This window comes from Paraburkholderia lebeckiae (assembly GCF_050436325.1).
GTDB classification, from domain to species: Bacteria; Pseudomonadota; Gammaproteobacteria; order Burkholderiales; family Burkholderiaceae; genus Paraburkholderia; species Paraburkholderia tuberum.
Genome location: NZ_JBNDLZ010000003.1, coordinates 1,052,310 through 1,064,722, shown reverse-complemented (window position 1 = coordinate 1,064,722; position 12,413 = coordinate 1,052,310). Strand labels below are relative to the sequence as shown.

At 61.2% G+C, this 12,413-nt stretch carries 11 protein-coding genes and 1 pseudogene; 9 read left to right on the top strand and 3 right to left on the bottom strand.

What is annotated here, in order from left to right:
- Positions 1 to 307: 307 nt before the first annotated feature.
- The 4 genes from OKW44_RS22815 to OKW44_RS22800 are packed head-to-tail and all read left to right on the top strand — an operon-like array spanning position 308 to position 5,482.
- The gene (locus OKW44_RS22815; RefSeq protein WP_018419831.1) at positions 308 to 1,657 is read left to right on the top strand and encodes an aromatic ring-hydroxylating dioxygenase subunit alpha; all 1,350 of its coding nucleotides are present in this window, start codon (positions 308 to 310) and stop codon (positions 1,655 to 1,657) included.
- 25 nt (positions 1,658 to 1,682) lie between these two features.
- Entirely contained in the window at positions 1,683 to 2,705 is a 1,023-nt protein-coding gene (locus tag OKW44_RS22810) for a ring-hydroxylating dioxygenase ferredoxin reductase family protein (protein WP_026225672.1), read from the top strand.
- A gap of 34 nt (positions 2,706 to 2,739) precedes the next feature.
- Positions 2,740 to 4,065 (top strand): M20 family metallopeptidase, encoded by a 1,326-nt coding sequence (locus OKW44_RS22805; RefSeq protein WP_018419833.1) that lies wholly within the window; start codon positions 2,740 to 2,742, stop codon positions 4,063 to 4,065.
- A 19-nt stretch (positions 4,066 to 4,084) separates the two neighbouring features.
- Positions 4,085 to 5,482: an amidase gene (locus tag OKW44_RS22800; protein WP_018419834.1), complete on the top strand. Its 1,398-nt coding sequence runs from the start codon at positions 4,085 to 4,087 to the stop codon at positions 5,480 to 5,482.
- Between the two features lie 37 nt (positions 5,483 to 5,519).
- On the opposite strand, the gene OKW44_RS22795 is transcribed toward OKW44_RS22800, so the two are convergent.
- A complete protein-coding gene (locus OKW44_RS22795) occupies positions 5,520 to 6,092 on the bottom strand; it encodes a winged helix DNA-binding protein (protein ID WP_018419835.1) in 573 nt (190 codons plus the stop codon).
- A 380-nt stretch (positions 6,093 to 6,472) separates the two neighbouring features.
- On the opposite strand from OKW44_RS22795, the gene dcm (OKW44_RS22790) reads away from it, so the two are divergent.
- On the top strand, positions 6,473 to 7,723 hold the full coding sequence (gene dcm / locus OKW44_RS22790; protein ID WP_018419836.1) for a DNA (cytosine-5-)-methyltransferase: 1,251 nt from the start codon (positions 6,473 to 6,475) through the stop codon (positions 7,721 to 7,723).
- A gap of 865 nt (positions 7,724 to 8,588) precedes the next feature.
- Here dcm (OKW44_RS22790) and dcm (OKW44_RS22785) read toward each other — a convergent pair.
- Both dcm (OKW44_RS22785) and OKW44_RS22780 read right to left on the bottom strand, forming a co-directional pair.
- A pseudogene (gene dcm, locus OKW44_RS22785) lies at positions 8,589 to 9,437 on the bottom strand (DNA (cytosine-5-)-methyltransferase); the annotation flags it as partial.
- A 290-nt stretch (positions 9,438 to 9,727) separates the two neighbouring features.
- On the bottom strand, positions 9,728 to 10,054 hold the full coding sequence (locus OKW44_RS22780; RefSeq protein ID WP_018419839.1) for a hypothetical protein: 327 nt from the start codon (positions 10,052 to 10,054) through the stop codon (positions 9,728 to 9,730).
- A 203-nt stretch (positions 10,055 to 10,257) separates the two neighbouring features.
- Here OKW44_RS22780 and OKW44_RS22775 point away from each other — a divergent pair, with 203 nt between their 5' ends.
- From OKW44_RS22775 to OKW44_RS22760, 4 genes are all read left to right on the top strand, one after another.
- Entirely contained in the window at positions 10,258 to 10,449 is a 192-nt protein-coding gene (locus OKW44_RS22775) for a CsbD family protein (RefSeq protein WP_018419840.1), read from the top strand.
- Between the two features lie 231 nt (positions 10,450 to 10,680).
- The gene (locus OKW44_RS22770) at positions 10,681 to 10,902 is read left to right on the top strand and encodes a hypothetical protein (protein ID WP_026225675.1); all 222 of its coding nucleotides are present in this window, start codon (positions 10,681 to 10,683) and stop codon (positions 10,900 to 10,902) included.
- Positions 10,903 to 11,031: 129 nt separating this feature from the next.
- Entirely contained in the window at positions 11,032 to 11,739 is a 708-nt protein-coding gene (locus OKW44_RS22765; RefSeq protein WP_018419842.1) for a glutathione S-transferase C-terminal domain-containing protein, read from the top strand.
- A gap of 128 nt (positions 11,740 to 11,867) precedes the next feature.
- Positions 11,868 to 12,335, top strand: coding sequence for an acyltransferase family protein (locus OKW44_RS22760; protein ID WP_084754026.1), 468 nt, complete (start codon positions 11,868 to 11,870; stop codon positions 12,333 to 12,335).
- The last annotated feature ends 78 nt before the right edge of the window (positions 12,336 to 12,413 follow it).

Sequence of the window (12,413 nt, the reverse complement as noted above, 5' to 3'; positions counted from 1 at the left end):
CCAGGGACAACCCTGGTGAGATTGCCCGCTGCGGCACCCGCTGCAAATCCGCAAATCGCCCGCTAAGCGCCTTCCCATGGGCGTTCACCGATTTTTATCGCATCACGTTCGATCGATTTACAATCAATGTACGACGGAAGATTGATTGAAAATAAATTGACTGTCAATTTATGATTTCGTAGTCTTCACTCACAGCATCGGTCGAGAGGCGCACGGCGAGGCGCATCGAACCTCGACAAGCTGTACAGAAATCAGCGCTCGTGAGCGGTCACGAGACGCGCCCAGCCCACACATCAAGGAGCACTCCATGAGCGACACGCCCATCGTCCGCCGGCGCAGCACCGGTCAGAGACTCAACGAGATCAGCGATGCCCGCGTCAATGACGCGAAAGTCCAGAGCCAGTACCAGCCGTACAAGGACGCGGCATGGGGCTTCATCAACCACTGGTATCCGGCGCTGTTCAGCCATGAGTTGCCGGAAGATGCCGTCGAAGGCATCCAGATCTGCGGAGTGCAGATCGTGTTGCGCCGCGTGAACGGCAAGATCTACGCGCTGAAGGATCAGTGCATTCACCGCGGCGTGCGGCTCTCCGCCAAGCCGATGTGTCTGACCAAGGACACGATCAGCTGCTGGTACCACGGCTTCACGTTCGACCTGGAAAGCGGCAAGCTTGCGACCATCGCCGGCAATCCGGACGACAAGCTGATTGGCACAACGGGCATCACGACCTATCCGGTCGAGGAAATCGCCGGCATGATCTTCGTCTTCATGCGCGAAGACGACTATCCGGATGAAGACGTGCCGCCGCTTGCGCACGACCTGCCCATCCGCTTCCCGGAGAACGACGAACGCTTCCCGCATCCGCTGTGGCCGTCCGCGCCAAGCCTGCTGGACAAGGACGTCGTCGCATACGGCATGCACCGCACGGGTTTCGCGAACTGGCGCATCGCCTGCGAAAACGGTTTCGATAACGCACACATCCTCGTGCACAAGGACAACGCGATCATTCATGCGAAGGACTGGGTGCTGCCGCTTGGCATCGTGCCGACCGCAGACGACTGTATCGCGCCGGTCGAAGACGAGAACGGTCCGAAGGGCCTCGTGCAATGGCTCTTCACAGAGAAGTGGGACCCTGTCCTCGAGAACGAGAGAGTCGACCTGAAGGTCGAGAACGTCAATGCCCGCCCGTACCGCACCTCCGTGTTCCTGCCCGGCGTGCTGATGGTCGAGAACTGGCCGGAAGAGCATGTCGTCCAGTTCGAGTGGTATGTGCCGATCACCGACGACACCTACGAGTACTGGGAAATCCTCGCGCGCGTGTGCCCGACCGACAAGGAGCGCAAGGACTTCAAGTATCGCTACGACTATCTGTTCAAGCCGCTGTGCCTGCATGGCTTCAACAACTGCGACCTGTACGCACGCGAAGCGATGCAGGACTTCTATGCTGACGGCACCGGCTGGGACAACGAACAACTCGTTGCAACCGACGTGTCGCCGATCACCTGGCGCAAGATCGCTTCACGCTGGAATCGTGGCATCGCCAAGCCCGGCAATGGGATCGACGGCACTATCAAGGCGTCGAGCATCCGCATGAAGCGGACCGCAGACGGCAAACGTCCTTCGTACTTCGTCGAGAAGATCGAAGAGGAACACTAATCACAGCAGCACTGAAGGTATCCGTATGTCTTCCGTTAAATACGTCACATTGAACTTCCGCGACGGGAAAGCGACATCGGTTGCCGTGCAGCAGGGCGTGAGCGTGCTGGACGCTGCCCTCGCCGCAGGTATCCCGGTCATCCACCAGTGCCGGTCGGGTTCCTGTTCGAGCTGCGTGGCAAAGCTTGTCGAGGGCCACGCCGGTATGCGCGCGGGCGCCAGCTCGACGCTCCTGCGCAGCGAATACGAAGCCGGCGACCGGCTGCTGTGCCTGACCGAACCTGAAACCGACTGCACGTTCACGCTGAACTATGCGAGCGATGCGGCCGACGTGCAGGCGGTCAAGGCGCACGCATTCGTCGACAGCGTCGAGAAAGTGGCGTCGAACGTTGTGCGCCTGCGGCTCGAACTGGCCGAAGGCGCATGGCTCGACTTCAAGCCGGGGCAGTTCATTCAGGTACGCGTGCCGGGCACGAATGTCACGCGCAGCTATTCGCCCGCCAGCACGGCGGCCGACCTGCCAAAGCTCGAACTGCTGATTCGTGTGCTTGAAGATGGCGTGATGTCGAAGTGGCTGGAGCACGAGGCGAAACCCGACGACGTCCTGGAAATCGAAGGCCCGTTCGGCAGTTTCTTCCTGCGTGAGAAGGTACCTGCACCGCACATCATGGTGGCGGGCGGGACCGGCCTCGCGCCCATCCTGTCGATGATCGACGCGCTGCGTCGCCAGCCCGGACGCAAGCCGCCGATCCTGCTGAGCTTCGGCTGTGCTACGCCCGAGCAGCTTTTCTGCCTCGACGATCTGGAACTGCGCCGGCAATGGCTGCCGAATCTCACGACGCGTGTTTCGGTGGACCACCACGCGAGCGGCGAACTGCTCGCCGGCAATCCCGTCGATGCGATCAGCGAAGGCGACATAGCGCATGAAAGCGCCGTCGCCTATCTGTGCGGTCCGCCGCGCATGATCGAGGCCGCCACGACGAAGCTCGTGAATCTCGGCCTGCGACCGGAAAACATCTACGCCGAGCAGTTCGCGCCGTCGAACTGACCACACATCGCAACGCAATCTGGAGGTATCCATCGTGGTCAGCACTACGCCACTGCCCTTTTCTCCCGAGCAACAGGCCTGGTACGACCGGGCCTGCGCAAAGCTCGACGCGCGGCGGCTGCAACAGCTGCTCTTCGAACTCACGGACATTCACAGCCCGACCGGCGCGGCGCGCGACGCGAGCCAGTTCATGGTCAGCCATCTGGCGCGCGTCGGCCTGAACTCGAGCTATCGGCCCATGAACGAGCGCACCGGCAACGTCGTCGCGGAGAAACGCGGCAGCGGCGGCGGTGCCGCGCTGATGCTCTACGCGCCGATCGACACCCATCTCGAAGGCGACGAAAGCGACGACCCGTGGATCGGTCCACCGGACTTCGCGGACCTGAAGCCGCGCGCACGCATGCAAGGTGACTGGGTCTATGGCCTTGGCGCGTCGAACCCCAAAGGGATGATCGCGACGCTCACCGAAGTCGCGACCGCGCTGATCGAAGCCGACGTGCCGCTGGTCGGCGACCTGATCGTCGCGATGGCCGATGGCGGCATGCCCGTCGATCTTGCCGCGCGTGACCACGCGGGCATGTCCGCGGGCGTCACGCACCTGTTGAGCCGCGGCGTCGCGCCCGATTTTGCGATCGTGATGAAGCCCTGGAACTGGGTCTATCACGAAGAGCCCGGCATGGGCTGGTTCAAGCTGAAGGTCAAAGGCACGCTCGGTTACGCGGGTGTGCCGCGTGACACGCCGGGTTTTCGCAGCTCGGTCGTGCCCGCCGCGCACGTGATACTGGAGCTGGAACAATGGCTGATCGAGTACGCCGAGCGCAATACGTCCGGCGCGGTCAAGCCGCACGGCTGGATCTCGGGCGTGCGGGCGGGCTGGCCTGAACGGCCGGCGTTTCCTTCGGCCGTCACCGAGATCTTCTTCGACGTGCGCATCAATCCCCGTACCTCACCGGGCGAAGTGAAGGCGCAGTTCGCCGCATTCGTCGCGGCACTACGGGAGCGTCATCCCGATTTCGATCTCGACTGGGAAATGTATGGCTCCGTGCCCGGCGGCACGACGTCCCCGTCGAATTGGATCGTGCAGTCAGCGCGGCGCGGCTGGGAGCATATCGAGCAGCGTGCGCATCCGACACCCGAGCTGCTCGGCGGTCAGACCGACGGTGCCGCGTTGCGCCGCTTCGGCATTCCGACCGCGCGCATCGGCTGGCCATGGCCCGCCGAAGGCTCGCCGGTGCCGGTGGCCGAGGGGCTGGGCGGCATGGGCGCGACTTACATTCCCGACCTGATGCCTTGCGCGCACAAGATCATGTACGCCGTGATCGATACGCTCACGCGGCAGCGCGCAGAGCTCGGACTTTGAGTACGGAGGCAGATTGACCATGTCCCATTCCGGACTGCACTACATGGAGGTGCGCGAGTTGGCGCACCTGATCGCCACCCGCGAGATCTCCCCCGTGGAAGTCACGACCGCGATGCTTGAACGCATCGAGCGGCTCGACCCCACGCTGCACAGCTACGCGCTCGTAATGCGTGAAGAGGCGCTCGCATCCGCGCGCGAAGCCGAACGAAAAGTGCTGAATGGTGAGGCGCTCGGGCCGCTGCACGGCGTACCGCTGGCGGTGAAGGACCTGTACTGGTGCGCGGGTTCGCCGACTGCCGCCGGCACAACCATTCATCGCAACTTCGTGCCGACCGAAGACGCGACCGCCGTCAAGCGGCTGCGCGGTGCCGGCGCAATCGTGCTCGGCAAACTTCAGCTGACGGAGGGCGCATTCGCAACGCATCACCCCGAGATCGCCGAGCCGGTCAATCCGTGGCATCCGGGGCACTGGGCGGGCGCTTCGTCGAGCGGTTCCGGCGTCGCGACGGCGGCTGGCTTATGCTATGCGTCGCTCGGTACCGATACCGGCGGCTCGATCCGCTTCCCTTCGGCGGCTAACGGTCTCACCGGCATCAAGCCGACGTGGGGACGTGTGAGTCGTCACGGTGTGTTTGCGCTGGGTGCCAGTCTCGATCATGCCGGGCCCATGGCCCGCAATGCCGCCGACGCGACGCTTCTGCTCGGTGCGATTGCCGGGCACGATCCGCTCGATCCGACCTCGTTGCCCGAGTCGAAGCTCGCGTTACCGAACGACGCGCACGATCTACGCGGACTGCGAATTGGCATCGACCCGGCATGGAGCAGCCACGGCACCGACGACGTCATCGTGCGTGCGCTCGCGCAGGTCGTCGAGGCGGTGAGGTCCCTCGGTGCACAGGTCGAGGAAGTGAGCTTTCCCGATGTGCGCACGGTAGTCGACGAGTGGCAGGTGAACTGTGGCGTCGAAGTGGCGGTGGCTCACGCCGATACCTACCCGCGGCTCGCGGCGCACTACGGCCCGGCGCTCACGCGCCTGATCGAGATCGGGCGCGAAACCAGCGCAATGGCATATCAGCAGGTGCTGTTGAACCGCGCCGCACTACGCGGCAAGATCAACCGGCTGATGCATGGACTCGATCTGCTGATCGTGCCGGTGCAGCCGTTCGCCGCGCCGACCCATGAACAGCTCGGCGCGCTGGCGCAAGACCCCGAGCTCAATGCGCGCCTCATCCAGTTCACGGCGCCGTTCAACTCCAGCGGCCACCCTGCGATCACATTGCCGTGCGGACTCACGGAAGTCGGCCTGCCGATCGGCTTCCAGTTCGTCGCGGCGCATGGCGCCGAAGCCCTGTTGTGCCGCGCCGGCATGGCATTCCAGCACGCCACCCACTGGCACAAACTTCATCCGGCACTGTAACGTCCGCGCGAGCCGGCGCGCGTGGTCGCGCCGACGGTTATGCGGATTTGCGTGAAGTCTTCGGTTTCGGCGGCGGCTCGTCGGTTTGCGGCGTGATCGTCGCCGAATCACGGGCTGCTTCTTCATAAATTCCGGTCAGCAGCGACATGAAGCGCGCGCAGCGCTCGAATTTCTCATCAACGTCGCTGATCTCTTCGAAGCGCTTGACGAGAATCTCCTGCCGGACCTTATTGTATTCGTCGGTGAGCTTCACTCCGAGCTCGCTCGCCGTATAAGAATAAGTCTTGCTGTTCTTGTCCTTCTGTTTTTCGATCAGTCCGGCCGACTCAAGCTTGCGCAAGCTGTACTGAATGTTTGGGATGTCATCCCGATTCATCAGTCGCGCAATGGTCGCACTATTCTTCGGCCGATCCTGCATGCGGATCACATGCAGGATGACGTGCTCCTGGTACTTGATGTCAACGTCCGCCGCAATTGTGATCATGCCGGTCGTTAGCACGAAGCGCGAAAAAGACTCGTAGAAGCGGATCAGTGCCCACTCGAACTCCGTTGCCTTGTATTCCATGTCCGATTTTGCCAGGTGCCAGCCGCGGTAGAACTTCGGTTCCATGCTTCGATCAACCTTTCACCAGTTTAGACAGCCGATCCCGCCCGCCGGGGCCCGGAACGCTCCAATACACTTGAATGCGCCGCGGGCGGCTCCGTCAGTGGGCCACGGCCTGACCGGCGGCACCACATACGAGAGTTCGGTTTGTCGATCTTTTATCAACCACCAATTGGCTTTGAACCGATAGTGTACCAATCCTCGGTACGGCATGCCCGGGCCATTCGTCGCAACGCGGCCCAGGCGGGGGATCCAGTGAAGCTCATCGTATCGCCGACTCCTCGCCGAAACCTGCCCAGTTCTTCGCGCGGCAAACGGAACGAAATCCTGGACATACGGAAAGCGAATGGCCAAAATGTCCGCTAAAATTCCCAAAGTCGATAAATATGACAATGTCCGCGCCGCAGCAACTCCTAAGTCAAGCCCTGGAGCTTTATTCCCAGTGCGAACTGGCCGAGCGAATCGGCCGGAATGTGCGCACGATTCGGAGGTGGGAGGCAAACGGCGGTCAATTCCCTGTAATTGCGGAAGCGGCCTTGCGGGAATTGATCAGTGCGAAAATGAAGAGGCCACGCGCGCCGGCATTTGCGAAGTTTCGGTTTATCGATTTATTCGCGGGGATTGGAGGCATACGTCGTGGCTTTGAGTCATTTGGAGGTCAATGCGTCTTCACGAGCGAGTGGAATGAATTCTCAAAAAAGACGTATCTGGAGAATTACGGCTCACAACATGATCATCAGTTTATTGGTGATATAACCGCGTTCCCGTCGGGCGCCGTTCCCTCACATGACGTACTGTTAGCTGGCTTTCCTTGCCAGCCATTCAGCATTGCAGGTGTCAGCAAGAAGAATTCGTTGGGTCGGCCACATGGCTTTGAGTGCACAACTCAGGGCACGCTCTTTTATGATGTGGCGCGAATCATTGACGCAAAACGGCCGGCAGCTTTCCTCTTGGAAAACGTTAAGAATCTTATTTCGCATGACAAGGGAAATACCTTTAGAACGATTTTGTCGGTCTTGCGAAATGAACTAAAGTACGAGGTGCATTACAAGGTCATTGACGGTCAACACTTTACGCCTCAGCATCGTGAGCGAATCGTGATTGTTGGCTTTCGGCAGAGCACGGACTTCGATTTCAGCGCACTCGAACTTCCAGCAGTGGGTCCGCGACTTGGATCGATCCTACACAAGACAGATGGCACGGAGCCTGTGCTTGCGCACGACGGCAATCGATTCTTCGACCATGAACTGCAAAAGGTCCAAGACAAGTACACGTTGACACCGAATCTGTGGACATATCTTCAAGTGTATGCGGACAAGCACCGTGCGGCAGGCAACGGGTTTGGATATGGATTAGTCGACCCGGAGAGCGTTACGCGGACGTTGTCAGCGCGCTATTTCAAAGACGGGAGTGAAATTTTGTTCTCGCAAGGAGGCAAAAGGCGTCCTCGGCGTCTCACGCCTCGTGAGTGCGCACGACTGATGGGTTTTCCGGATGATTTTGTGATACCCGTTAGCGATACTCAAGCATATCGGCAATTTGGGAACAGTGTGGTCGTTCCAGTTATCGATCAAGTCGCATGCCTGATGATGCCGTATGTCACGAGCGTGATGAAAACGGCCCACGCTATGAAGTGAGTTCCGCGATTCGGTGATTGTGCCGGCGCGATAGACTATTTGCCATCGTCGTGCGGCACTATGCTTTCGTCTCGACCTCGGTGACGAATGATTGGGCCGTCGTCATGTCTTTTTGCGCCTTTGTGTCGCGATACAAACAAACAAGTCGTATCAAGAATCGACGTCGAGGGCGTTCAAACAGGCTATCAGCTATTGATCCCAGGCGTATGGCCTTCAGCTCCGCTCGGGACGAGGATGAAGTTGAGCTGCCCCGTACCGTCGAATCCCACGAGGATGTTGTCCCCAGCTTGGGCGCACGCCATGACGTCGTTCTGTTGAAAATAAAGGCGGTACTCGGTGCGCGTGGGATGGTCAATGCGGGCGTCGTATCACGTGACCTTCGCAGTGTCCCGCACATCGTTGCCCCGGACCGAAAAATTGCATTCATTTCGGTGCGACCCGTCCCGAAAATCGCCTTGAGGGCTACTACGCCATGAAATTCGTGCTGATGCGATTTATCGGGTTTGTCTCCAAAGCCAGTGTCTTTAAGCAGGCGGGGGAAAGTCTCAACGCGTGACTTGTCGTCTGGTCTACTCCGTTCATTAAATTCGAGTTCTAACGTCAGCTTTACACGGCGAGCGATGGTGCACCCAGAACACCTCACGGATCGATAGGAAGCACGAATGAAGTGAGCACAAGGCATTTACGATAATTGCTGAAAACTATAGCTACTGATGTATGCATAACTTTGCTACGCCGCACTTCGTCGCAAGGCGGTTTCTTGTATTTCAAGAAGGCGGTCGACAAATCTTGTGCGTTGAAGCGTTCACTGGATGGTAGGGGATCTGCGCCCGCGGAGATGGGTCGCGCCGGACCAGAGGGTGGCAGCGTAGTTTTGTAGATACGCCCATAGCTTCGGGGTGAGCGTGTCCTTCGGCTGCACGCGTCGCGCGGCTTCAGGCGCAGGTCGTCCCACGTGAACCTGGTCTTGCCGCGAAAGCCCACCATGATGATGCGCTCGCGATGCTGAGGCGTGAAATGCTGGCCATCGATCACGCGGTAGTGCACCTCGTAGCCGAGCTCGTCGCGCAGCGTTTGCAGGATCACGTCGAAGGTGCGGCCCTTGTCGTGCGACAGCAGGTTCTTTGCGTTTTCGAGCAGGAACGCGGCGGGGCGCTTCGCGGCGATGATGCGCGCGACGTCGAAAACAGCGTGCCTGGGTCGTGCATTCGAAGCCGTGCGGCCGGCCAAGCGCGTTTTTCTTGCTGACGCCGGCGATCGAAAACGGCTGGCACGGAAAGCCGCCGAGCAGCACGTCGTGGCTCGGCACGTCCTCGGCGGGAAACGTGACGATGTCACCGATCAGCGCGTGCGCGCCGCCGCTCGCGGAGTTGTCGCCGTAGTTCTCACGATAAGTCCGCGTCGAGAACTCGTTCCACTCGCTGGTGAACACGCATTCGTCGCCGTGCGCCTCGAAGCCCATGCGAATGCCGCCGATACCCGCGAACAGATCGAGGAAGCGGAAGCGCGCCGCGTCGCCCGCGTGTTGCGCCTCACGCGCGCCTTGCCGCAGCAGATCGCGCAACGCGGGTTCCAGCATCGCGGGACAAGGCGTTTCACCTTTTTCCCAGCGACGCACCGTCTTGATGTCTTTGCCGACATGGGCTGCGATTTCGCGTTGGATGAAACGGGCGCGCGCCTGCTTGAGCAGGTCGAACCGAGCGGCGAGGGTCACGGGGCGTCCTTGCTGGGAATTTTTATGACCTAAGGTCGTCCCCTTTCCCTATTGTCGGCGCCGACTGATCAGGAATTTTTCGCGATACGTCGCGCCGCTGCGTTTGTCTGCGGCGAGACATGCCTGTCACGGACGCGGATATACGCTTGTCCCGTGACGCTGGTTTCCGGCGTTGCGATGTGTGTTGGCGGCCGCGAACTCGTGCCCGGCCGCTTTTTTGCGGCGCGCAAGACGAGCCGCGTGCCGGCCTAGCGCGACGCGTGCGGGTGCAGCGGGTGGGGCGGCTGCGGTCAGGCCGACTTCACCTTCTTCACCGGGTCAGCCGGCTCGAATCGCGAGGTCGGCGCGGGCGCGAAGCGTTCCCATTCGGGCAGCGGCGTCGAGGCCAGCCGATCGAGTTGCAGCAGCAGGCTGTCGACTTTGTCCCATTGGGCGGTAGAAAGCTGGCCGCTGTCGACCAGCGCGGTCAGTCGTTTGCGCCAATAGGTGGCTGGCAGGATCGGACCGCCGAAATCGCCGCGCAGCGATACGTGCATCACCCGCGCGATGTGCGCGATGTCGTGGTCGATCAACGCAGCTTGCGATGATCCCGAAATCGTAGTGTCCGTGCGGTCCATGACTCCTCCCTGAACGGATTTACGGCGGTGCGCGGCGAGACTTTAGGCCTTTTGATAAAAAATTTGCCAGATCGCGCGTCGGCGTTCGTCGGTGCCGCGGCCCCGCGCGCGGAGCAGTTCCCGGGAACAGCCGTTGCTACTTCCCACACACCGGCGGAATACCGCGCCGGCATCTCTGTCGACTACGCATATGGGAGCCGAGCATGAACAAGGATCAAGTGAAGGGCGTTGGCGAGCAGGTCAAGGGCAAGGTCAACAAGGGCATCGGCAAGGCCACGAACGACCCTGCGAAGGAACTCAAGGGCGACCTGCAGCAGGGCGCCGGCAAGGTGCAGAAGGCCTATGGCGATGCGAAGGAAGACGCCAGGGACGATGCAAAGCGCGGCCGTCACTGAGAACCCGTTCGGTGCAGGTTGCCGTAACGGCGGAGGCGTCGCGATCGTCGCGGCGCCTTTGTTTTTTGTACGGCGTAGGTCGGACACGACGCGTCCGATTTCACAAGATGGGTCGCGGCTGACGTTGGCGCGGCGGCCGGCCTGGGAGTAACCCGTGATCGCGATGATCGGCATTCCGCACGCGCTGCGAGCCCTTTAGACTTGGCGCAATCCCATCAGGAGGTCGCGCCCATGACACCCGCAAAGATACTTTCGATGTTCGAACGGCAGTATTTGGAAGGCAAGGCGCCGCCAGATCTCGAAGCGACCTGCGCGAACTTCGCGACGTGGCTCGCGGCCGCGTGGGAACTGCTCGACGGCACCGAAAAGACGCTGCTGCTGACGGTCGGCGCGGCGCTGTGGCGCGATGGCTTCAACGTGCGCGCGGGTACGGCGACGAAGGACTTGTGGTGAACCGCCGATCGCGAGCGGCGCCGTTGCCGCAGCGTTTGTAAGGTCTTCACGCGGCCTCGCACGCGTTGTGGCGAGTCGGTTTATATTGGGCGGTCTTGCAATTTCTGTCCCATAGGGCGACCCGAACCCATGACCGATTTATCCGCTTTCGCGATCACGAAGAAATGGCCGGCCGAGCATCCGGACCGCATTCAGCTCTATTCGCTGCCGACGCCCAATGGCGTAAAAATCTCGATCATGCTCGAGGAAACCGGCTTGCCGTACGAGCCACATCTGGTGCGCTTCGATACCAACGATCAGATGACGCCGGCGTTTCTGTCGTTGAACCCGAACAACAAGATTCCGGCGATCCTCGATCCGAACGGTCCCGACCGCAAACCGCTGCCGCTGTTCGAATCGGGCGCGATCCTGATTTATCTCGCCGACAAAAGCGGCCGGCTGATCCCGCAGGACGCCGCCGGGCGCTACGAGACGATCCAGTGGGTGATGTTCCAGATGGGCGGCATCGGTCCGATGTTCGGCCAGGTCGGCTTCTTCCACAAATTCGCTGGCAGGGAGTACGAGGACAAGCGTCCGCGCGATCGCTACATCGCCGAATCGAAGCGGCTGCTCGGCGTGCTGGAGCAGCGCCTGGAAGGACGCACATGGGTGATGGGCGATCAGTATTCGATCGCCGATATCGCGATCTTCCCGTGGGTGCGCAATCTGGTCGGCTTCTATGAGGCGGGAGAACTGGTCGGCATTCACGACTTCCCGAACGTGCGGCGCGTGCTGGGGGCGTTCGTCGAGCGTCCGGCGGTGGCGCGCGGCCTGAATATTCCGCAGCGGCCGGCTTGATGGCCTGAGCGTTTCGCGAGCTTGACCGCTCGGCCGGGCGGGCGCGAATCGGACGCGCCCGGCCACGCGGCATCGTGCGACGCTCTGCGCTACCATGCCCCGTTACGCACTTTGCCGGATCGAAGGGCGTGACAGGTATCAGGAAGGATCGGTCAATTCAGGCGTTGCGCGCGCTCGCCGCGCTTGGCGTCGGCGCGTTTCATACCGACGGCATCGTCGCCGCGCATGGCTGGCTCGTCCATGTTTTTCCGCGCGTGTCGCGCTATGGCGAAATCGGCGTCGACGTCTTCTTCGTGATCTCCGGCTTCGTGATGGCGCAGGTGACTCGGGGTTTGCCGTCGGGAATCCAGTCGGCGCGCTCGTTCATTTGCGCCCGCAACGCGCGGGTCGTGCCGCTCTACTGGATTCTCACCGCGTTGTTTATCGCGCTCGTCGCGTTCGTGCCGGGCGTTCCCCAAGCGTTCGGTCATGCGCGCGTGAGCGCCTGGCATGCGCTGTCGTCGTTTCAGTTTCTACCGTCGATGAGCTGGACCGGCATGGCCGCGTCCGTGCGGGGCGTCGGCTGGACGTTGAACTACGAGATGTATAACCTTTGAGGTGAGTAAAGTTCTTACCGGCTTGTCGGGCGAGTTTCGCGCGACAGTGCCGATGCGACCGGACGAAAAGGTGAAGCA